General features: G+C 58.8%; 20 protein-coding genes. All 20 read right to left on the bottom strand.

Translation table 11 applies throughout. The annotated features are described in order from the left end of the window. Positions 1–3 precede the first annotated feature (3 nt). A complete protein-coding gene (locus B5V00_RS00570) occupies positions 4–1,167 on the bottom strand; it encodes a radical SAM protein (RefSeq protein ID WP_085008432.1) in 1,164 nt (387 codons plus the stop codon). Further along, positions 1,154–2,308, bottom strand: coding sequence for a GNAT family N-acetyltransferase (locus B5V00_RS00565; RefSeq protein ID WP_085008430.1), 1,155 nt, complete (start codon positions 2,306–2,308; stop codon positions 1,154–1,156). Before B5V00_RS00565 ends, B5V00_RS00570 begins: the two co-directional genes overlap by 14 nt. Beyond that, positions 2,308–2,970, bottom strand: coding sequence for an exosortase C-terminal domain/associated protein EpsI (locus tag B5V00_RS00560; protein WP_085008428.1), 663 nt, complete (start codon positions 2,968–2,970; stop codon positions 2,308–2,310). The genes B5V00_RS00565 and B5V00_RS00560 overlap by 1 nt, the downstream gene beginning before the upstream one ends. Continuing rightward, positions 2,967–3,818 carry an exosortase/archaeosortase family protein gene (locus B5V00_RS00555; protein WP_085008427.1) on the bottom strand — a complete coding sequence of 284 codons (852 nt, stop codon included), beginning with the start codon at positions 3,816–3,818 and terminating at the stop codon, positions 2,967–2,969. The genes B5V00_RS00560 and B5V00_RS00555 overlap by 4 nt, the downstream gene beginning before the upstream one ends. Beyond that, positions 3,785–5,080 carry a DegT/DnrJ/EryC1/StrS family aminotransferase gene (locus B5V00_RS00550; protein WP_085008425.1) on the bottom strand — a complete coding sequence of 432 codons (1,296 nt, stop codon included), beginning with the start codon at positions 5,078–5,080 and terminating at the stop codon, positions 3,785–3,787. The genes B5V00_RS00555 and B5V00_RS00550 overlap by 34 nt, the downstream gene beginning before the upstream one ends. A 13-nt stretch (positions 5,081–5,093) precedes the next feature. Further along, positions 5,094–6,125, bottom strand: coding sequence for a FemAB family XrtA/PEP-CTERM system-associated protein (locus B5V00_RS00545; RefSeq protein ID WP_085008423.1), 1,032 nt, complete (start codon positions 6,123–6,125; stop codon positions 5,094–5,096). After that, a complete protein-coding gene (locus B5V00_RS00540; RefSeq protein WP_085008421.1) occupies positions 6,110–7,075 on the bottom strand; it encodes a formyl transferase in 966 nt (321 codons plus the stop codon). The genes B5V00_RS00545 and B5V00_RS00540 overlap by 16 nt, the downstream gene beginning before the upstream one ends. Positions 7,076–7,120: 45 nt before the next feature. Continuing rightward, a complete protein-coding gene (locus B5V00_RS00535) occupies positions 7,121–7,996 on the bottom strand; it encodes an XrtA system polysaccharide deacetylase (RefSeq protein ID WP_085008419.1) in 876 nt (291 codons plus the stop codon). A gap of 24 nt (positions 7,997–8,020) precedes the next feature. Beyond that, positions 8,021–9,166, bottom strand: a complete 1,146-nt coding sequence (locus B5V00_RS00530; protein WP_085008417.1) for an XrtA/PEP-CTERM system-associated ATPase — start codon at positions 9,164–9,166, stop codon at positions 8,021–8,023. Then, a complete protein-coding gene (locus tag B5V00_RS00525; RefSeq protein ID WP_085008415.1) occupies positions 9,166–10,446 on the bottom strand; it encodes a porin family protein in 1,281 nt (426 codons plus the stop codon). Before B5V00_RS00525 ends, B5V00_RS00530 begins: the two co-directional genes overlap by 1 nt. Before the next feature lies 1 nt (position 10,447). Then, positions 10,448–11,257, bottom strand: coding sequence for a polysaccharide biosynthesis tyrosine autokinase (locus tag B5V00_RS00520; protein ID WP_085008413.1), 810 nt, complete (start codon positions 11,255–11,257; stop codon positions 10,448–10,450). A gap of 17 nt (positions 11,258–11,274) precedes the next feature. Then, complete coding sequence (locus B5V00_RS00515) at positions 11,275–12,768, bottom strand: XrtA system polysaccharide chain length determinant (protein ID WP_085008411.1); 1,494 nt, start codon at positions 12,766–12,768, stop codon at positions 11,275–11,277. A 3-nt stretch (positions 12,769–12,771) separates the two neighbouring features. Then, positions 12,772–13,596: a polysaccharide biosynthesis/export family protein gene (locus B5V00_RS00510; RefSeq protein ID WP_085008409.1), complete on the bottom strand. Its 825-nt coding sequence runs from the start codon at positions 13,594–13,596 to the stop codon at positions 12,772–12,774. Positions 13,597–13,598: 2 nt separating this feature from the next. Beyond that, a complete protein-coding gene (locus B5V00_RS00505) occupies positions 13,599–14,963 on the bottom strand; it encodes a TIGR03013 family XrtA/PEP-CTERM system glycosyltransferase (RefSeq protein ID WP_085008407.1) in 1,365 nt (454 codons plus the stop codon). A gap of 73 nt (positions 14,964–15,036) precedes the next feature. Then, positions 15,037–17,694, bottom strand: a complete 2,658-nt coding sequence (prsT, locus tag B5V00_RS00500; protein ID WP_085008405.1) for an XrtA/PEP-CTERM system TPR-repeat protein PrsT — start codon at positions 17,692–17,694, stop codon at positions 15,037–15,039. Positions 17,695–18,491: 797 nt separating this feature from the next. Beyond that, the gene (locus tag B5V00_RS00495; protein ID WP_085008403.1) at positions 18,492–19,277 is read right to left on the bottom strand and encodes a PilZ domain-containing protein; all 786 of its coding nucleotides are present in this window, start codon (positions 19,275–19,277) and stop codon (positions 18,492–18,494) included. Between the two features lie 53 nt (positions 19,278–19,330). Continuing rightward, positions 19,331–19,738, bottom strand: coding sequence for a bacteriohemerythrin (locus B5V00_RS00490; protein ID WP_085008400.1), 408 nt, complete (start codon positions 19,736–19,738; stop codon positions 19,331–19,333). Between the two features lie 237 nt (positions 19,739–19,975). After that, entirely contained in the window at positions 19,976–20,587 is a 612-nt protein-coding gene (locus B5V00_RS00485; protein WP_085008398.1) for a lysophospholipid acyltransferase family protein, read from the bottom strand. A gap of 4 nt (positions 20,588–20,591) precedes the next feature. Beyond that, a complete protein-coding gene (locus B5V00_RS00480) occupies positions 20,592–21,257 on the bottom strand; it encodes a DUF4126 domain-containing protein (RefSeq protein ID WP_085008397.1) in 666 nt (221 codons plus the stop codon). A 151-nt stretch (positions 21,258–21,408) separates the two neighbouring features. Continuing rightward, positions 21,409–22,116 carry an ATP-binding protein gene (locus B5V00_RS00475; protein ID WP_085008395.1) on the bottom strand — a complete coding sequence of 236 codons (708 nt, stop codon included), beginning with the start codon at positions 22,114–22,116 and terminating at the stop codon, positions 21,409–21,411. Between the last annotated feature and the right edge of the window lie 21 nt (positions 22,117–22,137).

Genomic DNA, 22,137 nt, shown 5'->3' with positions numbered 1-22,137 from the left:
AGCTCACCTGTTCAGCACCGGTTCAATGCGCGTAAAATAAACCCGTTTCAGGGATTGCTTGATGCCGGGATTGCGTTCCACGCCGAGGATGCAGGTCGCGCACATCGGCATCCCTCCCCGGTCGTGCTGAGCGCGCAGCCGACGGTGGCGGGCATTGTCCCAGATGGTGTCGAACGCGTCGGCGACCAGGTCCCCCAGCCCGACATTGGTGATGAAGGGACAGAGAACAATCTGCCCCGCCGGGTCGACGGTCACCTCGTTGCGCATCACGTAGCATTTCCGGTGCGGTATCCGCCCGCTCCACAGGCTCTCCTCGGAACGGGTGTCGATATTGATGGTCGCCACGCGCAGCGGCCGGTCCCTGAATTTCTTCTTGATGGTCCGGATCGCCTCCTTGACCCCGGCCGCGGCGTCCTGATCGACCAGAATGGTCTGCTCACGCCGGATGTAGTGCGGATCGGGGACCACCCCGTCGAGGCGGGTCCGCGCGACATCCTCGGGCAGGAATTCCCCGGCGTATTCATAGTGGATCTCGTCAAAACCCATCAGCAGCGCGTAATCCGCCAGCTCTTCAAGAACGTCGGCGTTGAACCTGGAGACGGTACAGTTGCAGACCAGTCGCACCGGACGCGCGCAGGAGCCCTGGTTTTCACGCGCCCGGGTCAGGCGGGTGATCGCCTGCACGACGTTTCGCGAGGCGTCATCCAGCCCGCGGATCTCATTCTGCTGTTCGGGCAGGCCGTCGGTTGAGACATAGACGGTGTCAACATACCGGGCCATCGCCTCGGCCACCTCGTCATCGAGACCTATCTGGTTGGTCGGCAGATGAATCGACATCCCCTTCTCGTGCAGTCCGGCCAGCACCTGCAGCAGCAGCTCTTTTCTCAGCAGGACATTGCCGCCGAATACCTCGACCACCCGGATACCGGCCGCCGCCAGCTTGTCGATGATGATTGTCCAGCCGTCGTAATCGAGTTCCCATTCCGCCAGCTGTTCCTGAGGCAGCTGCCAGCGGCTGCAGGTCTTGCAGCGCGAGTCGCAGCGGTAGGTCAGAAACAGGGTGGCAATCTTCGGCCGGACCCGGTAGAAACCGATCTCCCGACTGACGATCGCCCGGCAATCGCCGCCGACCACCCTGATGCCGTTGATGACTTTACGCGCCCGCATAACTGATCCACCTTTTGACCGACCGAACGGCCCGGTTCACACGCATTTTTCTGAGAAACGGTAGAATCCGGTATTCGAGGATGTAGAGAAAGCGCATCTTCAGAGCCCGGCTGAACACTTCGGCATTCTCGTGCTGTCTGGTGGTTCTGGACCAGTTGAGCAGGTAGGAATAATGATGGCCGCAGGAGTTGTACTCCCGGACCTCACCCTCCTCGAAAAGACTTTTCAGAATGTGATATTCAAGGACGGAGCCGGGCGACAGGTCCCCGAACGAGGCATCGTAATCGGCGCGAATCGGATAGCAGACACCGTTGTCCTGCAGATGAAATTCAAACGCCACCACCTGCGCCCCCTTGAGCAACACCCAGAGCAGCACCCTGCCTTCGGGACCGAAAGCATGACAGATGCGGCGGTAAAACTGCTGACTCGCCGGGTTACCGAGCAGATCGGTTCCGGCCTCCCTTTTCCAGCTGCGTCCCGACACCCGGAACATTTCGTCGAGCAGATCGTGGTCGCCGCTGTCGATCGGGTAGTGACGCACGCAGACATCGCCGGCCAGGCGAACCCGGTTGAGTTTGTTGCGCAGAGTTTTCCGAAAGCGGGTCGATCGGTTGGCCAGAAACCGTTCCCAGTCGCCGTCAATGGTGACGTAGGGGCTGTCAATATTCTCTTTGCTGCCACGCCGGAAACCGGACAGAACATCGCCCGTAATCACCGCGTTGTCCAGCAGACCGCCCTTACGTATTTTCCGCAGATCGACCAGGTCCCAGTGACTGAAGGCGGCGATACCGGCCAGCAGCACGGCCAGGGATTCGCGCTCTGCCCCCTTGCGCAGAATGAAATCGTTGAACGGCGACTGGCCGTTGTCAGCGAACCCGAGAACTCTCACCGGCACCCAGCGATAACGTCTCCGGGCAATGAGCAGCGGCGCAACCGCCGTGACAACCCCCTCCCCGTCCCGCACCAGCATGACATGCAGTTCGCTGTCGGCATTGAAACAGTCCACGCCGGCGAGAAACCACTCGTGCCGCAGGTGAAGAACCTCACCGGCGCTGGCGGCCAGGCAGGCGTTCCATTCGCGGCCGAGAGATTCCAGTTCTTCACGGTCGGAGACAATCTGCAGATCAAGTGTCTTTGTCATCAGCCCTCTTCCGGCCAGTAAGCGGGGAGCAGCGCCAGGATCTTCTCGGCGAATCCCCGGGTCAGCCTCTTCGCCTCGGCGATCCCTGCTTCGTCGCAGGAGGTGGTGATGCGCACAAATGCGCCGTCATTGCGATTCCGCAGCACCCGGCCCAGAAACCGCTGGATGTTCTGCTCGAAACCGGTTGCCAGAACCTTGTCCCGGTCGGTCTGGTACCAGTGCAGCACCGTTTCATAACGACCATCCTTGCCGGCCAGGATGTAATTCACCCGCACCTGCTGCGGACCGCCGCCATCCACGCCCGGCTGTTCCAGTGATTCTTTTCCGGAGTCGAGAATGGCCCACCCCGCCCCCGGCAGGCAGGCATAGGGATTGTGCCCGGTGCGTCCTCCCTTGGCGGTGCCGTAATACCCGATGTAGAGAGTCACCTGGTGGCCTTCAGCATCGCTGTAGTGGCGGTAGACATGCTTGTCGGCGTTCAACTCGTCGTAGACCGCCTGCGGAAAACGATCCTCCACCGCCCGGTAACCGTCAATCACCATCGGCAGCCGTTCAAGGTTGGTGCTGATCACCACCGGACTGCCCCGCGTGGTGGAGAGAAAGGCGCCACCCAGGGCCAGCAGCAGCACCACCGCCGCGACGGTAAACGTTCTGTTGTTCATCTTTCCCCCCCGTCCATGAACCTCGGCCGCCAGAACCTCAGCCCCCTGCTGAGCAGAACATTTTCCATCCCCAGCACCAGCAGCCCGAACATAAACACCGCCAGACCGGAAAACTCGTGCAGGAATCCCCGCGCCACCTGGTCACCATAAAAATGCGCGAGAATGCCGGTCCCGCTGATGCGCAGGATGTTGGCAACCATGGCGACAGGAACCGCCGAACAGAGAAGAATGATCTTGCGGGTCGTCCCCAATTTCGAGAAGTAGACGAAAACGGTACCCAGCATGATCAGCGCGACAATCGAGCGGATGCCGCTGCAGGCCTCCGCCACCTCCAGCTGGGTCTGGACGAAATAAAGCATGTTCCCTTCCCGCAAAACCGGGATTGAACACAACTGGATCAGGGACGAGGAGATCATCGTCGCCAGCGTCTGCAGCGGCAGAGCGACCAGGCCGATGATCGAAACCGGAACCGGTACCATGAACAGCAGGAAAAACAGGGGAAAGGCGAGAATCCGGAAAACCTTTCCGCCGTACAGGTAGAGCACCAGTCCCGCCAGGGAGAAGACGATCATCGCCCGGGCGACAACCGCGATATCCCCCACCAGGGCCAGCAGATAGACGATCAGGCTCACCGACAGCAACACCAGCCCGGCTGCCGAACTGGACGTCTCAGCCTGTTTCAGACGCTCACGACAGGTCCAGACAAAGTACAGCGACACCAACGGCACCAGCAGCCCGTGAGAACTGTCGGCCTGATGAATCCAGGCGGAGAACAACTCCGGATAAACCGGGTAGAACACCGCCGCCAGAAGGATCAGGAGGATAGCTGTTCTGGTTCTGTTTCCCACTCGGGACTCCGCCTCCGATGACCTCCTTCGGTCACCGGTTCAAAAGTTTGATGCTTCTTTGCGAAGGCTTCAATGTTGGACTCAATGTTCGCCAGATCCCGTGGCGTCATCAGGTTGTGAACCGGCAGGGTGACCAGCGTCCGGCAGAGCCGCTCTGCCACCGGACAGCCTTCACCCCGGTTATCGGTCATCAGTTCCGGAACGCCGGTGACCGGAGCCGGGTAGGTTGCGGCGATTCCCAGGCCCTTTTCAAAACTGCGCCGCAACAGCCGGGCCCGTTGCTCGGGATCGTCGATCCGCCAGGGAAAGCGGAGAAAAGCGGGCATGTCATTGACCCGGACGGAACCGAAATGCCGCCCTCCCGAAACATCCAGGATCTCCGCCCAGTGACAGGAGTTGACCGCACGGACCCGCCGCAGCCGGGCAATGCGCGACCGCCATCCCCGCGCGAGACCGGCCTGAAACGCGGACAGCTTCCGGATCTTGAAATCCGGGTCGAAACGGGTTTCACCCAACTTCAGGAAAGGCAGGGAACGCGGCAACCAGAAACGGGACGGTTTCAGCAGAAGCACCAGCGCCACCGCGTAGACGAGCAGCCGCAGCATTTCGCCCGGTCGATAGGCTGGAAGCGTTGCCGCCCGACGACGGATCACCCGGGCAAGAGACGCGTCGCGGGTGAGAATGACCCCTCCTTCAACGGTCGACAGGGCCTTGCCCCGGCCCAGGCTGAACAGGGCCACCGGGGCCAGGGTGCCGAGCTTCTGATCCCGCTGGTATCCGCCGAAACCCTGGGCGGCATCTTCGATAACGGTGACCCCCGTTCCCGCCGCCAGGCTGAGCAGCTCGGCGACGCGGGCCGGAGCCCCGAACTGATGGACGGAAACCACCGCCAGCAGTCGCGGGTTGTTCAACTTCGGCGCCAGCAAGGCAAAATCAAAATCCAGGGTTTCGGGATCGAGGTCGCAGAACCTGACCTTGAGCCCCGCCCGAATGATGGCCGAAGGGACCGAGTAACAGCAGAAAGCCGGAATCAACACCTCGTCCCTCTCCGCGTGCAACGCCTTCAACGCTTCCAGGATGAGGGTCAGCGCCGCCTTGCCGGAGGACAAAAGAAAACAGCAAGGCACATCGAAAAAGGAACGGATTTCATTCTCGAAACGCCGCACTTCATCCGCACCCCGACGCCAGCCGTTCAAGCCGGCGACAATATGTTTCCACCTCAGCGGTGCGGCGGCCGGTGGCAAAGTGCGTCCGATTCTCATCTCCATACCCCTTCTACAGACTGATGCAGCGTCTCAACACCGGTCCAAGACGATTACAGACCGGGCGCGGAATTTTCTGCCAGAGCGCCCCGGCCACCCCGCGCGCGGCCCCGCCGGGCGTCGCCTGCCGGACGCTTTTGCCGTCAACGCCGTAATGCACCCGGGCGATCGGCACCGGGCGTGCCCCCCACTGCCGTTTGAACCTGAACGTCCCCGAATCCGGGGTTGAACGACCGAAATCAAAACAGCGGAAACCATGGTCCGCGGCGTAGGCGAGGAAGGTCCAGTAGAGCAGCATATTGGGATTCAAGCTGTTGTAGCGGCGCAGCGCCGAAGCCCAGGGGATCGATACGGTTCGTCCATGCAGCAGCATGATGCCGCCCGCCGCGACCGTTCCATCGGCGGTGGTCACCAGGCCGACCCGGCACTGCTCGCCATACCCTGCAACGACCGCGTCCAGCCAGCCCCGGCTATGGACCGGCGAGCCGAGAGCCCTCATGTTTTCAGCGAAAACCCGGTAAAAGGGGGCCACCAGCCCGGCCCCGCCGAGTTCGGCCCGCAAGCCGTCACGCGCGGGCTTTTTCACCTGGCTGCGAAGCTTGGCCTTGAAACCGGCGAGCAACCGCTCCGCGCTGTCGGGCAGGTCCATGACCATGCGTACCTTCGCGCCAGGCGTCTCCATCCGCCCCGTCTCGTCCGTCATCCTGATCTCGACCCCGTCGGCGCCGATTTGTTCCGCACTCCGCAGAGCCGCCCCGACCAGGGCGGACGCGGTTTCCCGGTCATCGGCCAGCACCCCGCCGAGATCACAGTAGGGCAGGGAAACCAGGCGCGGACTGCGGAACGGCTGTTTGAAGGCGATCAGCGGCAGCACCCCCCTCACCTGCCCCTCCACCTCTGCCAGCAGATAATGGGCGGGGAACCCGTAGGCCCGCTGCACCGCCTCCTGCCAGGCGAAACGGTGATAGGCGACCCCCTCGGGATGGGCCAGCACATAGTTGTCCCATCCTTCGCGATCAGATTCCCGGGCTATCCGGATACGCATGGCCGTGTCCCCTTCCGTGCTGCCGCCCACTCCACCGACGACACCGTCGACAGCGGACGGCCAAGATGCGGATCGGACTGAAAATGCCCGTACATCGTTTGAATCACCGGTTCGTCACGCTGCGCCTTTTCGGCGAGATAGTGATCGATAAGGCCGCGATCGATCTTGGCCAGGGCGGATTTCAAAACAGCCGGCGTGACCTGCCGATTGAAGTACAGGGTCCCCTTGCGCTCCAGCGGGTGGCGTACAACCCTCCCGTCCCGGACATCCGCGATGGCGCGGTTCATCATCCGCACTCCCAGCCGGACAACCTTGGCGTAAAGGGTTTCCGGGTTGTCACCCGGGCAGATCACCGGCCGACCCTGAAAAATGATGTCTCCGTCATCAATGCCGGAACTGACATAGTGAACCGTCGCCCCGACATATTCCGGTTCTTCGTTATGAACCGCCCAGAGCGTGGTCCAGACGCCGCGATAATGTTGCGACAGACCGCCGTGCAGATTCAGAACCCCCAGGGGAGGAATGGCGAGAATCTCCGGTCCGAGGATCGAACAACCGCAGACGGCGATAAGATCGGGACGCAGGGATGCGATCTGCCGGACGTAGAGTGGATCATTGATATCCCTGACGCCCCGGGTGCGGACAATGCGGCAGTTCTCCGGAATCGCTTCCAGGGTTTCCGTCCTGCCGCAGGTGGAAAGCCAGGCGTCATGGGCGAGTTGGCCATAATCCCTGAGGATTTTTCGTTCCGCGAACCTGGCCGCCAACCTGCCGGGAGAAACCGCGTATCCCAGCCCCTTCTTCAGTCTCGCAGCCAGGGACGTCGGCGTGTTTCCATACTGGGTTTCGACAAAAATACCCGCCACCGGAAAACGTTCGGCCAATCGGTTGGCGAAGTAGATGTCGGACCGGTCTTCACTGACCAGGATGACGATTCTCAATGGCTTCATGCGACCTCAATAACCCGTTTCCGTAAACGCGGTCCCCGCTGGAGATCAGAGGGCCAGAGCTTCGCGCATCGGAGTAAAGCTGAAATCCCGCAGCAGACGACGAAAGCGACCTTCGGTTTTTCCCAGGTTCAGGTAATGCCTGATATGACTTTTCCATCCCGCACCGCCGATACGCGGCTGTTCCGGGTCGAGTTCCCAGGGATGGAGATAGAACACGAACGGTTTGCGCTCGACCCGATTGATATGGTTCAGCCCCCAGCGGGTGAAGGCATAGGGATGGAGCCGGAAATACCCTCCCCCGGCGATCGGGATGTTGCGTTCGGCATAGCGGAGAGTGGTGATGGGAATTTCCAGCAGCGCGCCGTCACCGGCATCCGCCGTGTCACCGCCGACCGACCAGACGCCCTCCCGGCTGCGCGTCAACCGGCTGGCGAAGCGCGGAAAATCACGAAAGCCGTAAAGATCGTGCCGCACCGGGAAAATACTGGAATCATAGCCATAGCCCGCCTGGTAAAGCTCATCGAACGCCCAGGCGGTCTGCGGTGAAATCGAGTAGCTCGGCGCGCGATAGCCAAGTACCGGACGACCGGTGAGATCCTCCAGCAGGTGTTTGCTGCGGACCACGTCCTGACGAAACAGTGTCCGGTCCCGGGTGCCGACGCGCTGATGCCAGTAACCATGGCTGGCCACTTCGTGTCCTTCGGCGGCGATTGTTTCGACCAACTCCCGGCAACGTTCGGCGATCCAGCCGAGGACAAAAAAAGTAGCCTTGACCTCCGCCTGGTCGAGCATCTGCAGAATCCTGTCGGTATTCTCCCGGACACGCAATTCCCGCTGCGGCCAGGAGCCGGGCGGCGACACCTTTTCAAAGGCCGCCACCTGGAAGTAATCCTCGACATCAATGCTCAGGTAATTCGCCATGGTTCCTCCGCCTGTCGACGCCGCTCAACCGCTTAATTTGGCCAGTAATGTCCGGGCACGATCCTTGTGCGCGCCCCGTTCCCGGTCCTGGAGTTTCAGCACCCGGTCGAGCCGGTCCTCGATTCCTTCCATGCGCAGACAGACTTTTTCCAGCTCGGTGTGCAGTCCGGCCAGCTGTTCCCGTTGCCCGGAGATGACCTTGCGAAGGATATTTTCGTGTTTCAGCAATCTTTCCTGAATCGAGCCCCGCTCCCTGTCAGCGTTCTCCGACTTTCCAATCATTTTTTCCAGGGTGTTCAGGCGGTTATGACAGTCATCGGCATCAACCGTTCCGGCAACACACTCGCAGGAACCGGCAAAAGTCACACCGTCCGCCAGGTCGGCAAGAACCTCGTCGATCAGTTCGATGTTGAGATCGGCGTCCCCCTCGGTAAAGGCGGCCAGCAACAGATAATCCCCGACAATATTCACCAGACGCGGCAACCCGTCGGTACGCCGATGAATGCGGCTGAAGGCACCGCCCGGCAGGGTGACCGCGGCGGCGTTGCCGGCGCACTCCAGCCGGTGGAAAAAATATTCTTCCGTTTCCTTCTCGTTGAGCGGTCCGAGGTGACAGCTGATGTTGATCCGCTGGCGCAATTGCCTGAGTTCGGGACGGCGGATGATGGTCTTCAGCTCAGGCTGGCCGACCAGAACGATCTGCAGCAATTTTCGGTCGACCGCCTCCAGGTTGGAAAGCAGGCGTATTTCTTCGAGACTGTCGGGAGACAGATTCTGCGCCTCGTCAATGATCAACACCGGTTGCCGGCGTTCAGCGTACTGAGAAACCAGGAATTCGTTGAGATCACGCAACAGGTCGATTTTCTGCCGGTTCTCAACCGACAGCCCGAAGTCCTCGTTGATCATGGTCAGCAACTGGGTCGGATCGACACGGGTGTTGAACACCCGCGCGGTGACGATTTCCCCCTCAAGCCGACTGAGAATATTGTGAATCAGGGTGGTCTTGCCGGAACCGACTTCTCCCGTCAACAACACGAAACCGGCCCGTTCCCGAATGCCGTATTCGAGATAACTGAGCGCTTTGCGATGGGTCCGGCTGAGGTAGAAAAAAGCCGGATTGGGCACCAGTTCAAAGGGCTTGCACTGCAGGTGAAAAAACTGCTCATACATCATTTCTCTCCACGGGCCGGGGGACGGGTTCCGAACGTCAGGCTGCCTTCCAGGTAAACCAGGTTTTCACGGTAACTGTTGGTTGAAATTGACGACGTGTTCTCCGTGTAGGTATAGCCGACGGCGACGCGATAGATCTTCCCCGAAAAGGCAAGTTCACCGCCGCCGCCATAACGATGACCGCGTTCATTTTCGGGCAGATATTTCTGGTACCGGTAATGTCCCCTGAGACTGCCTTCCAGGGCTCGGCTGAAATGGTAACCGACCTGCATCCGGCCACCGTAATAGCGGTCTTCCCGGTCGACCGCCTGGAAATTGTCGAGCAGCTGGTAAAAAACCAGCTCGCCGCTCAGCCGAGCCTCCCGCACCAGTCTCAGTTCAGCGTTGCGTCTTCTTTTCAGGCCGTCATCGGCAGACTGCAGATAGTCCTGGCTGCCGAGCAGAACCAGCTGCCATGGTTTCGACTCGCCAAAGGTCAACTCCAGCGTTCCCAGACCGTAGACGGCGGCGTCACGATGGTCATAATCGAGTTGAATGGCGCCTCCCCGGGCACTCAGCCCCCAAACCGGATTGGGATTCCAACGACAGCCGAGCGTCAGGTCAAGACGTTTGTAGTCCTCGGTCAGGTCGGCCTTCTGCCGGCTCCAGATCCCTTTCAGGTCACTGTTCAGCCGCGGGCTCAGGCTCTTCTCGATCAGCAACTCGACACCATATCCCTGGGTATCGTCCCCGGCGGACGATTCATACCTGGTCTTGTCGAAAGGGAAGGCCAGTTCCCCCGTCAGGGTCGGCGTGAAGTTGCGCCGATACTGGGGCCGAAGCCTGACCAGGGAACGGTTGGTCTTGTTCACCAGGCTGGTGCGGTCGGAGATTTCACGACGGTCATCGATCACAACCCGGTCAATAATGCCATGGGCGAGGATGGAAAAATCTCCCGTCGGCAACAGTATCAGGTCCATCTGGCCGCGCTGAATATCCTTCAGAGCGGTTTCGTCCAGGCCGTCGTGATCCAGATATTTCCTGAATTCGAGTCCATAGGTCAGCTCCCCGGTCACCAGCCGATTGTCCAGCCCCAGGATCAAAGACGGGGCAAGGGTGCTGATCAGATCGTCCTGCTCACGAAACGGGTCGAGAAAAACATTGTCGGTGTATTCCTCGCGCAGGGTGATGCTGGAGGCCACCGACATGCGGGCCTCGGCCGTGCTGTCCGGCAGCACGCCGATGACAGCCGTCATCAGGCAGCCCAGAAACAGTCCCCAGCGGCAACCGGATCGTTTCATGTCAATAGCCATAGCCTCCATACCCCGGACGTTTCAGGCTTGCGGCACAGTTGTAGACCGTTCCCAGGATCTGGCTTCCCCGCAGCTGCTCCAGTCCCTCCCTAACCTCGACGATATTGGCCACTTTCTCCCGCACCACGTAGAGAACGCCGTCCACCAGCGGTCCGAGAATCGTCGCGTCGGCGAAGGGAAGCACCGGCGGGCTGTCGAACACCACGTAACGGTCCCGGTAGCGCTGTTTGATCTCTTCGACGAATGCTTTCATCTGGTGGGAGGAAATCAGTTCCTGGGGGTTGGCGGAGGGCGTACCGGCCGGCAGGATGGCCAGTTTGCCAAGCCCGGTGTGTACCATGGCCTCGGCAAGATCAGCCTCCCCGGCGAGACATTCCACCAGCCCCGGACTCTGCCTGATACCGAAGACTTCATGCAGGTGAGGCCGCCGCAGGTCGGCATCAATCAGCAGCACGCTGTGATCAAGTTGCCGCGCCAGGGAAAGCGCCAGGTTGGCCGCGGTCAGGGATTTCCCTTCGCCGGTCACGGAACTGGTGATCAGCAGGCTGTTCCGACACGCTCCCTCGCTCATCGTCTGCAGGATCTGGGTCATCAGTTTCTTGTATTCTTCGGCAACGACCCCGTTCGGCTGATGCAGCGCGACCAGCCACTCGGATTCAACCTGAATCGGAGCAACCACCGGATAGCAACCCACCCGATCCGCGGTCCGTTCCGCGGCGACCCTGCTGCCGGCGGACTCGGGAACCCTGCGTGCCTGAATGTCGGCGGCAATCTCGATGGCCCTGTCGATTCGACTCATAACATCCGCGCCTTTCTTCAACCCCGGGGAAGAAACATTTCACAGGCCAGAACGGTCGCGATTCCGGCAAAATAAAGAACGACCACCATACCCAGTATCCTGTTGCCGCGAACCAGGGCCGTCTGCGACTCACTGTCGACAATGATCGGGATCACGCCGATGATCGGCAGCCCGGCAAGGGTCAGCTCATCGGCTGAGCGAATCGCTCCTTTCAGGCTCTCAAGCAGAATCACCAGCCCGGCACCGACGCCGATTGCGGCACAGACCGCCAGCAAGATCATCTTGATCCGATTGGGGAAAATCGGTCGGGTCGGCAGATAGGCCGGATCGACAATCCTGAACGTGGTGGCCTTGTCACCGATCTCCATCTGCTTCGAAACCTCGGCCTGGCCGAGCCGCAGCAGCAGCTCCTGGTAAATTTTCCGGTAGGAATCCCGTTCCTGGGTCAAGACCGCCAGTTTTTTCCTGCTCACCGGGACATTCTGCAGGGCGGCCTTGCGGTCGGCGATGATCTTCCGCAGGCTTTTTCGATGGCTGGTCAAGGCGCCGATTTCAGCCTCAATGGCCAGCATTTTCTGCTGAACATCCTGGTAGACCGGGTTGCTGACCATCATTTGCGACTTGACCGGTTCCTTGACGTCTACAATCGCGTCCCGGGCTTTCAGATCTTCCATCTCCGCCTTCAGGCGCACGACATCCGGGTAATTTTCGGTATAGGTCAACAACAGCTGCTGCAGCCGTGCCTCCAGGAAACTGATCCGGTCATCACGCTGTTTTTCGCTGAAGACCGCGATGGTCGGCTCCAGGCTGCGCATCTGTCCCGCCAGTTTGGTTTTCCTGGCCTTGAGAGTGTTGAGCTGAATGCCGATCTGCTCGATCTGTTTCTGATAATCCTTGAGATCGGCAAGGCTGCCGGCTTCATCCTGGGAGAGAAAGATCCCCTGTTTTTTCCGGAAGGCGATAATCGCGTCCTCCGCGGTATCCAGCTTTTTCTTGAAATGGGTCAGCTGATCCTGCAGAAACCGGTTGGCGCCGTAGGTTTCCTCTCGTTTCCCCGAGAGGTTCTCCTCGACATAGGCGCTGACAAGACGATTGACATACTGCTGGGCGAACTTCGGGTCCCGGTCGACCAGTGATACGGTAAACAGGTCTTTTCCCTTCACCTCGATCTTGGTCCGCACCTGCAGGCTTGAAACCAGTCCCTGAAAATCCCCGGCATCCGGATGGAGCGTATCCATATCCAGGTCTTTCAGGACCCGGGTGATCAGGCCGCGACTCAGCAGCGCGTATTTGAGAACCCGGATCCGGTCATCCATATCCGGCGTGATCGCCAATCCCTTGACCAGGTTGTTGATCACACTTTTTTCAATAAAAACAGTACTGTCTGCCTCGTACTTACGGGGCAGAAGATAACTGCCGCAGATGAAAACAACGGTGGCGAGGATCGTCGTCAGGACGAACAGCGTCCGGCGCTCATAAATCATTTCAAGATAGCGAAAAAGTTCTTTCATGGCTCAGAACATGCTTTCCTTGACCGTGACATAGTCACCCGGTTTAAGGGCCAGATTCAGATCGAAACGGCGGTTGTCGATAAGATCTTTGATATTGACCTCGATGGCATTGGCCTTGTCTCCCAGCCGGGCCGAATTGCTGCGCAGCACATCCACCCTGCTGCGGTCGGCATAGTCCGAAAATCCACCGGCCTCAAGGATGGCGTCGAGCACTTTAAGCCCGGGCCGGTAAATGATGAACTTCGGCTCCTTGACCGCGCCGACGACATAAACCTTGTTTATCTCGTTGGGAGGAATAAACAGGATGTCTTCGGGCTGCAGGACCAGGTCCTGGGACAGATCCCCGTCGACAAACAGGGCATCCATCGCTACCGGCACCCGTTTCCCGTCACGCATCAGCCAGGCACGTTTCAAATCCGCGCCGGTCAGGTCACCGAAACGACAGAGAAACTTGAAAAGCGAGGTCCGTCCCGGCAGCTGAACCACCTCGGCCGGCACTCCTCCCCCGGAAACGTAAACCCGGTTGTTGGTCACCGTGTTGACGGTCACTGTGACCAACGGTTTTTTGACCAGCGCTGAAAGTTTTTTCTCCAGCTCTTTTCCCAGTTGCGTAGGAGAAAGACCCGACGCTTCGACATCACCCGCGGCCGGAATCGATATTTTCCCGTCCGGACGCACCACCACGTCACTACTGAGGTTTTCAACTCCCCAGACCGAGATGGACAACACATCCCCGTCGCCGATAAGGTAGTCTCCCGCAAGGGCCGGTGCGGCGACGACGAGGAACGTCAGCAACATGCAGGACAGGAATGTGAATAATCGTTTCATGACTATCGGCTCCCACGGGCGAAAAGGACCACCTTGACCGTCTCCAGAACGATGACGATGTCAAGAAACGGCGAATAATTCTTGATGTAATAAAGATCGTAGCGAAGCTTTTCCAGGGCGTCTTCGACCGATGCCCCGTAGGGATACTTGACCTGGGCCCAACCGGTCAGACCCGGCTTGACGGCATGCCGGCTGCCATAGTAGGGAATCTTGCGGGTGAGCATGGCGACAAACTCGGGCCGCTCCGGACGGGGACCGACAAAGCTCATATCCCCCTTGAAGACATTGAACAACTGGGGAATTTCATCGATACGGGATTTTCGCAGGAAGCGGCCGACACGGGTAATTCTCGGGTCATTGCTCTGCGCCCAGACCGCTCCGGTCTCCTGTTCGGCATCCTGGCGCATGGTGCGGAACTTGAAGGTTCGGAAAACCCGGCCGCCGAATCCGACCCGCTCCTGGCAGAAGAAAACCGGCCCCGGGGACTCGAGCTTGATCAGGAGCGCCACCAGGGGGAAGATCGGCAGTGCCAGCAGGATCCCGACTCCTGAAAGCAGGATCGAAAACATGCGTTTCTGCCACAGCACGTAGCGGGTGACGCAGAACCCGTCGGAGAAGATGAACCAGCTCGGGGTGATATCCTCAAGTTTCAACTTACCGGTCACCTTTTCATAGAAGGTGACCGAGTCGATAACCTCGACACCGTGCAATTTACACCAGAGAATATCGCCGACCGGCAGCACGCCCCGTCTTTCGGTCAGGGCAAGAACCAGCTTTTTCACCTGGTTGCGGCGAATCAGCTCCTTCAGCTTCTCCATCTTGCAACAGACACTTTCTTCAGCGCTCTCATCAACAACATTTTCCGGGTGAATATAGCCCTTGAAAACAAACGGGTTCTGCTCACCGTCGATCAAACCGGCCACTTCACGGGCGCGGGCCCCGGTCCCGAGAACCATCACGTTCTGGGATATCCAGGGGAAGCGCAAAAGAATCGGGTATCGGTAGTGCCACAGAAGCTGGGCCAGACCGACACCGGCCAGCACCAGGACAAGCTGCCCCGGCAGCCACTGCGACTGGGGAGTCACGGCATAGAAGAGCAGCAGGATCAGAAACGCCATCAGACCGGCGATCAGGATCCGGACACAGGTCTCTTTCCACCTGAACCGTCGGTCCCCCCGGTAGAGTTCGGCAAAGTAGGTGGAAAAAACGACCGCCAACCCGAAAACCAGGCTCTGGCCCAGGCCGTGCGAAAAAGACACCGGCATGCCGCCCCCCGATCGCATGGCGAGAAACATCCCCACCAATGCCGGAATAAGTGCCGCCAGGAGAAAATCTCCACCTGCCAGAATAAGATTCGGCTTCTTCATAGTGCCCCCGTACCTTCCGTCGCGGAATATTTCCGCAACCCGCGGGAATCCGCGTTGATAACCGTCATTGAATTCATTGAGCCTTCTCAAGCTGCGCCAGCATTTTCCTCACCTCGCCGACCTCGGCGAATTTTTCATCCGCGGCCAGCGGCCGCAGAATATTTCGTGCCTGAACGTAATTCCCGGCAGTACGGTAGGCGTCCGCCAGATGCAGACCGATGGTTTTGTTCTCCGCATCGGTTCGATACGCTTTCTCAAGAACGGCAATCGACTCTTTCACCTGCCCCTTTTTCAGCAGAACGTAACCAAGTGTGTCCAGCACCGCCGGGTTCTGCGGCTCGTTTCGATAAGCACGCAGCACCAGGTCGAACGCCTCGCGATCATTGTCATAATTGTTGACCAGCAGGTAGGCGAGGTTATTGAGCACAGGGGTATAGTTCGGAGACCGTTCCAGAATTTTACGATAGAGTTCCAGAGCGCTTTTTTTGCGACCGTGCTGATCGTTGTAGGCGGCGACGGCAAATCCGGCCGGGATGAAATCGGGCTGCTGTTTCCAGAGGGCCTCATATTCGCGAAATGCCGCGGGTTCATCCCCGTCCCGTCCAAGCATCTCCGCCGCCTTCATCCGCAAGACCAGATTGCCGGGAACAGCCTCCAGCCCGGCGGCGATATCCCGCCCGGCAGCCTTCGCGTCACCAAGGAACAGATGGATGCGACTTTTCAGAACATAACCGTAGGGGCTGTCCGGATTGTCGCGAACAACCCGATCAGCGAGATCAAACGCCCGCCCCTTCTGACCGTCCGCCAGCCACAACCTGACAATTTGCGGATAACCGCTTCCTGGAACCAGAGCCTCCATCGCGTGAAACACCTGAATCGCGGAATCGGATTGTCCGATCTCCAGGTAGAGCCGCGCGAGCATCGCCTGCCCGGGAAGATCGGCACGTCCCCGCAGAGGGGCCTTGGCAAGAATCCGTATCGCGCCGGCCCGGTCCCGGTGACCGACACGGAGTTGCGCCAGGGCGACAAATCCTTCCGGCCAACCGTCATCGGCAACCGTCTGATAAAGATCTCGTGCAGCCTCTTCATCACCGCGCATCTCCAGCAACAGGCCGAGCTGCATGGTCCCCTGGCGCTGCCGGGGAACTTTTTCGAGCAGCCGGCGAAGAACCTGTTCGGCTTTTTCGTTCAGGCGGGAGGAAAAATAGTAGCGGGCCAGATTGAGATAGGGGGTGGCGAAATCGGGGTTGGAGACGATCGCCTTCCGCAGCAGGTCAACACCCTGCCCACTGTTCCCGCGCGCAAAAGCAACAGCGGAAAGCGCGTTGTAAATCAGCGCGTCCCGGGGATTCTGCCGCAGGCCGGCAGCGAGAACCTTTTCCGCCTCGGAAAAATTCTCCTGGCGCAGATAATACTGTCCCAGCAGCAGACGACTGTCGAGGGTATCGGGCGACACCGCAACCGCCCTGACAAGCTCTGCCCCACCCTCGTCTTCCTGACCGCGGGCCACCATGAACAGACCCTTTTTCAAATGAGCCTCGGCCAGTTCCGGGTCGATCCTCAGGGCAGCATCCAATGCTTCCAGCCCAGCCTGAAATTCTCCCCTGGCGATCAGCGCGCTGCCGAGAATATTGTAGGCCCAGGCGTTATCCGGAAATTTCTCAAGGGTGGCACGCAGTTGATCGATAGCATCGTCAACCCGTTTCTGGCGCAGAAACGTCATGGCCAGAAGAATGCGGGCCTGCTGCGATTCCGGGGTCAGGTTCAGAACCTGCTGAAAGCTGCTGACGGCCTGCTCAAGCTTGCCCTGCTGCAACTGACTGAGTCCGAGAAAACAGGTGGCCAGCGGGGTTTTTCGTTGTTGCAGTGAACGGGAGAAATCGAGTGCGGCATCGTCGTACCTCTCCTGCCGGTAGAGCAACAACCCGTTCAGCAGCGCAGTTCGATAATCTCGGGAAAACCTTTTTGACAATTCGCCGATCACTTTTTTTGCCGCCCCCCGTTCACCCGCCTGCAGCTCCAGGATACCGAGCATGAAAAGGCTGCCGGCATCCGCTTTCAGGGTGGTTGCGTACTGGCGGTAAACCTCAAGGGCACGGGCGGGATGGCCGGTCCGGATTTCAAGATCGCCGAGCATCTGCCAGGCAGGTTCGAAATCGGGGGAACGGGCGGCAAGATCCTGCAACAGTTGCCGGGAGCGTTCCGGCTGCTGCATTTTCCATAAACTTCCGGCGAGGTGAAGAGCGGCTGAATTGTTGTTCGGATCAAGGGTCAGAGCCTGGCGGAAATAGTTTTCCGCACGCGCATAATCTCCCGCAACCGCGTGAGCGCGGCCGAGCAGGTCGAGACTTTCCGACGTCTGCGGATGATCGGCGTGAAAATCCTTCAACGCCTGGATGGCAAGTTTCGGACGATTGGTCCGGTTGTAGAGACTGGCGAACTTGAGGGGCAGGTCGGGAAAATTCGGATTTTGCCGGTCAACCTTGCTGAGCTCCTTCTCGGCCTTATCGAATTTCCCGATTTTCAGGTAGGCAGAGGCCAACTGGTAGCGGGCGGCACAAAAGTTGGCGTCTTTTTCGAGAGCGTTCCTGAACAGAACAATGGCACCACGCACATTGCCTTGCGCCATCTGCTCAACACCGGTCTGCAGCAACTGTTCCTTGCTCTGCTGCCCGCAGGCAAGCAGCAGAAAGACCACCAGCGTCAAAATGAAAGGTTTCCGAAAGGCCATGCTCCCCCCTTTGGACCTGTAGGAACAACCGATCAGTCAACGTACTCCGGGATCGGCAATTCACCTGGCCTGAACTTCTCTACAACACGACACAACAACCGAAAATACAGACGAACCATCATTGAAAACGGAGTCTGTCTGACCCCGGCGGCAAATGCCGCCACAACCGAACTGAATATTCCAGAAACTCAAGCGATCTCTGATCCCGAAAACCTTTTTACCAAACCTTTTCATGGCAAATGGAATTGAATTATAACGACTAATACTGATTATGCAACCGCAACATTAAGTATTTTACAGATCACAATAAATACTTGACGCAAAAACCCATAAGACTTGTCATTTTTACAAACACAACAAGATCGTTATGGGTCATTTTTTACAATAATTATGTTACGCACAATCAAAGAATATCAGAACAGACATTAATGATTATACGTATTTACTTCACCATCTAGCAACTCAAACACTTTGAAAACGGCAAGACGCAAATAGAGTTACGTCCCATTGCCAACGATAAAAAGCAAGTGTCATACCAGGACACAACTAGCTGTTTTCAGGGTATTTTTTAAAGACAAGACAGAAGAACAACGGGTTTGTAAAATTTTTCGACGTTGAAACGGGGGGATTTTCCGGAAAAACCAGGATCAGCCGCAAAGTGTCAGTTTTTCCGACAACCGGGGAGAAAGGACATGGACAGGCGACGGAGCAGACGGCCGACGCAGTGGACCCGAAGCTTCAGAATTGTTCGCGACAGGCACCGCGCAACAGCACCCGGAAAAGACTCTCGACCGGTTTCAACATTGGTGAGTTTCCCCGCGCGGCGGGAGATGCGGCCGGGACTGAGTCCACTGATTTTCCCGGATCAGCGTCTGGCGGGGACTGTGTTCCTCGACAAATTGACGGATCAGACTCCGGGCGCGAGGGCTGGGATCGATGAATTCAACCCCGAAACCGGTCGGAAAACTGATCCTGGCCGGTTTTTCCGATCGGTTGAGCCAGACCACGCGGGCTTCAAAATCCACTGTCATATCGGCAACGCCGGGAATATTGAAGGAAAGTCGAAGCCGCTCATCGACAGCCGGCAGGACAGGAGTCTCGATAAACATGCCGCCGGTACTGATGTCGACCGTGTGGCCGTAATATTGATGACTGAGGGTCCGATAAAAGACCGTGACGTGGCACAGAACCCGCTCCTGGCGGCGTTCGATCCCCGGCAGAAAGCGTCGCCCCATGGCCAGAAAAGCCTTGCGATCAATGGGCTTGGTCAACAAGCCGTCGCAGCCGGCCTTGAGACAGAGATCCCGTTCTCGCACGTTTCCGTTTTCGGCGAGCATAACCAGCGGAATCCCTGCCGACCCGGGCTCCGACTTCATCCGGGCGCAGAGGTGAATACCCTCCAGTCCGGGCGCTCCACGATCGAGGAAGATCAGGTCCGGCCGCTTCTCGACGACCACCTCGGGCAACATCTGCGGATCCGCGAGGGAAAGAATCTTGACGTGTGAATAACGTAAAAACTGACGCATGACGTCGATAAAAAAACGGCTTTCATCGACCAGCATGACCACCTGGCGCTGTTTCACAGTCTGTCCCCGGGATAAATTCTGGAAACCATCAGTCCGCCCCGCATCAGAACTCAACCAAAGCCCTTGTCCCGAAAAAAGGTTCCATACTTCTTGTCGACTTCAAGGATGTGTGTCACAAGCCATTCACGCAACATCTGCAGCAGGGGAAGCCCCATCCCGGTCACCCCCTGCTCGACCATGGCGTTGACATCATTGATAGTGCTGCGGAAGGAATCGTGCTGACGTTTCTGTTCGGTATAGCCGGGATAGAGAAAACGCCTCATCAGCCGCTCTTCATGATCGAAATGAAAATGCGTGTATTCGACCAGCTCCTGCAGAGCATCCTTCACAACCTCCTCTGCCTGTTCTTCCTTCAGGCCGTTGTAAAGCTCATTGATCAATCGCACGATCTGCTTGTGCTCTTCATCAAACTCCGCCACCAGGGTCGCGTACTCTGCGCGCCACTTGACAATCTCCATAATGCCCCCTGACAGGTCTGTATAGCCTGAATCAGTGAGTTCCTGCTGAAGAGAGGGTGCAAGTGTTTGATCTGAGTGAGATTTCCAAAAATCTGAAGCGCCCCCATAGGTTCACTGGTGATTTTTGGGAAACTCAGGCAGATCAATGACGGGTGCTATCCGCCGACAAGGTGCTCACTGATTCAGGTATAGACCTTATCGGCGGATGGCGGAGAAAGCTTTATTGTGATGACGGTATCAACCCGGCTTCTGAAAACAGGAAGGACGTTTCGGGGTGACGTCGGCGAACAGCTTGCGAATGACGGGAAGGTCGGCATCATAGTCCCCGCTGAGCGGATGGGGCGGCAGAATACCGATGACCTTGCGGCGATAATCGATGAAAACCGGCACCAGGGGAACCCCGGCCCGCCAGGCAATGCGGTAGAAACCGCTCTTCCAGTGCTGAACCTTGCGGCGCGTTCCTTCCGGGGTGATGGCCAGCATCAGGGCGGGGCGGGTGTTGAACAGTTCAACGATCTGTTCAACCGCTCCCCGGGGAGCCTGCCGATTGACGGGGATGCCGCCGAGCCGGCGCAGCACCGGGCCGAGACAGGATTCGAACAGGGTGTGCTTGGCCAGCCAGTGGGCATCAATGCCGAGCGCGATAACCGCCTGGATGCCGACAACGAAATCCCAGTTGGAGGTATGCGGCACGACAATAATCTGCATTTTCGGCGCGTCGGGAAAACGGCCCTCGATGCGCCAGCCGCCGAGACGCATCAGCAGGCGTCCGAACCAGCGCGAAAAACGGTTGCCGCGAACAGGTACTCCGGAAGGCACCACGGCGGGGTCAAAAAGAGGCAACGACATGATCTCAGGACGAATGAGGAGGACTCACCGGAGGACCCGAGCCGGGAGCGGGCGGATTGCTGTCCCCGCCCCGAAACAGGCTGGCCAACCGGGACAAGACCATCCGGATGCCGCTCCAGAGCTTCGGCAGCAGCCAGATCAGCAACAGGACAAAAACGATCAGCAGAGCGATAAAAAGCCACGGATAATGCAGCGCCGTCCACAGGCCGGTCACCACAACGACATCCTCACCGATTGAAGCCGCCCAGTTGGAAAAAGGCTCGGGCGAGGTATTGATCAACACCCTGGTTCCGGCCTTGGCCGCATGGGTTCCCGCGGCCAGTCCGCCACCGACGATGGCGGCTGCCAGACCGACCGCCGGATCGAGATTGCCGACGGCGCCGGCCGCCAGGGCGGACCCGGCGGGGATACGGATAAAAGTATGCAGGGCATCCCAGGTGTTGTCGACTCCAGGCACCTTGTCGGCGAAAAACTCGACCAGGTACATGGCCCCGGCAGCAAAAATCACCAGCGGATTGGTCAGAATTTCAAGATTGGGCGGCAGGGCCAGGTTGCCGGATGAACCGAGCAGGCCGAGCATCAGGATGGCGGCATACAGGTTGATGCCGCTGGCCCAGGCGGCGCCCATGGTCAAGGCGATCAGGGCGGCGATCTGGTCAAGCTGATCCATGTTCTCTCCTTTGCTGCGACCCTATTCTGCAGTGATGATGAACTCACCGCTTCAGAATATTACCCGATCAGCGCCCCTTTCGTGAATCGAAGATTTTCCCGCGACGGAAAATTCCGGTTCGTCACTACAACCCTTTCACCTGAATCAGGTTTCAGTCGAGACGATCTCCCTGGATGCCGATTTTGATGGTCTCGAACGGGACCTCGACACCACTGGCGGCTATCGCCTGGCGGGCCAGGGCAACCAGCCCCCCACAACAGGGGACCTCCATGTGAATCACCGTCAGGCTGCGGAGATGGCTCTGCTGCAGCATGGTGGTCAACTTGTCGAGGTAGGGAACGGTGTCATCCAGCTTCGGACAGGCCACCAGCAGAGCTTTACCAGCGAGAAAATCCTTGTGAAAGTCAGCGTAGGCAAAAGGAACGCAATCGGCAGCCAGCAGGACATCCGCCCCCTGCAGGAAGGGCGCGGTCGGCGGAACCAGCTGCAGCTCGACCGGCCATTGGCGCAATTGTGACGGTCGGCTCGGAGCCTCAGTGGTCGCCGGCTCCGCGGACGACGCAAAACTTTTCACCGCCGCCGACGGGCAACCGCCGGTCGGAGCGTGAGCCACGGGAGCGGTCTTGCCAAGGTGGGCCTCAACGGCTTCCTCATCAAACTCGTCGGCTTCGCGCTGCTCGATGCTGATAGCATCCATCGGGCACTCTCCCAAGCAGGCGCCGAGGCCGTCACAGAGATTGTCGGCCAGCAGCTTCGCCTTGCCGTCGATGATCTGGATGGCCCCCTCGGCGCAGGCGGGCACGCATTCACCACAGCCGTTGCATTTTTCTTCATCAATTTTCACAACTTCTCGAATCATCGTGGAAACTCCTTGAACGGG

This window comes from Geothermobacter hydrogeniphilus, assembly GCF_002093115.1.
Taxonomy (GTDB): Bacteria; Desulfobacterota; Desulfuromonadia; order Desulfuromonadales; family Geothermobacteraceae; genus Geothermobacter_A; species Geothermobacter_A hydrogeniphilus.
The sequence above is the reverse complement of the archived record's forward strand: the minus strand, read 5'-3'. Positions and strand labels throughout refer to the sequence as shown.

Bases quoted from the DNA above. Each gene is read 5' to 3' on its own strand.
- B5V00_RS00545 (WP_085008423.1), bottom strand. From the start codon at position 6,125: ATGCGTATCCGGATAGCCCGGGAATCTGATCGCGAAGGATGGGACAAC.
- B5V00_RS00535 (WP_085008419.1), bottom strand. From the start codon at position 7,996: ATGGCGAATTACCTGAGCATTGATGTCGAGGATTACTTCCAGGTGGCG.
- B5V00_RS00475 (WP_085008395.1), bottom strand. From the start codon at position 22,116: ATGATTCGAGAAGTTGTGAAAATTGATGAAGAAAAATGCAACGGCTGT.
- B5V00_RS00490 (WP_085008400.1), bottom strand. From the start codon at position 19,738: ATGGAGATTGTCAAGTGGCGCGCAGAGTACGCGACCCTGGTGGCGGAG.
- B5V00_RS00570 (WP_085008432.1), bottom strand. From the start codon at position 1,167: ATGCGGGCGCGTAAAGTCATCAACGGCATCAGGGTGGTCGGCGGCGAT.
- B5V00_RS00520 (WP_085008413.1), bottom strand. From the start codon at position 11,257: ATGAGTCGAATCGACAGGGCCATCGAGATTGCCGCCGACATTCAGGCA.
- B5V00_RS00530 (WP_085008417.1), bottom strand. From the start codon at position 9,166: ATGTATGAGCAGTTTTTTCACCTGCAGTGCAAGCCCTTTGAACTGGTG.
- B5V00_RS00515 (WP_085008411.1), bottom strand. From the start codon at position 12,768: ATGAAAGAACTTTTTCGCTATCTTGAAATGATTTATGAGCGCCGGACG.
- prsT (WP_085008405.1), bottom strand. From the start codon at position 17,694: ATGGCCTTTCGGAAACCTTTCATTTTGACGCTGGTGGTCTTTCTGCTG.
- B5V00_RS00560 (WP_085008428.1), bottom strand. From the start codon at position 2,970: ATGAACAACAGAACGTTTACCGTCGCGGCGGTGGTGCTGCTGCTGGCC.
- B5V00_RS00480 (WP_085008397.1), bottom strand. From the start codon at position 21,257: ATGGATCAGCTTGACCAGATCGCCGCCCTGATCGCCTTGACCATGGGC.
- B5V00_RS00550 (WP_085008425.1), bottom strand. From the start codon at position 5,080: ATGAGAATCGGACGCACTTTGCCACCGGCCGCCGCACCGCTGAGGTGG.
- B5V00_RS00525 (WP_085008415.1), bottom strand. From the start codon at position 10,446: ATGAAACGATCCGGTTGCCGCTGGGGACTGTTTCTGGGCTGCCTGATG.
- B5V00_RS00565 (WP_085008430.1), bottom strand. From the start codon at position 2,308: ATGACAAAGACACTTGATCTGCAGATTGTCTCCGACCGTGAAGAACTG.
- B5V00_RS00505 (WP_085008407.1), bottom strand. From the start codon at position 14,963: ATGAAGAAGCCGAATCTTATTCTGGCAGGTGGAGATTTTCTCCTGGCG.
- B5V00_RS00540 (WP_085008421.1), bottom strand. From the start codon at position 7,075: ATGAAGCCATTGAGAATCGTCATCCTGGTCAGTGAAGACCGGTCCGAC.
- B5V00_RS00510 (WP_085008409.1), bottom strand. From the start codon at position 13,596: ATGAAACGATTATTCACATTCCTGTCCTGCATGTTGCTGACGTTCCTC.
- B5V00_RS00485 (WP_085008398.1), bottom strand. From the start codon at position 20,587: ATGTCGTTGCCTCTTTTTGACCCCGCCGTGGTGCCTTCCGGAGTACCT.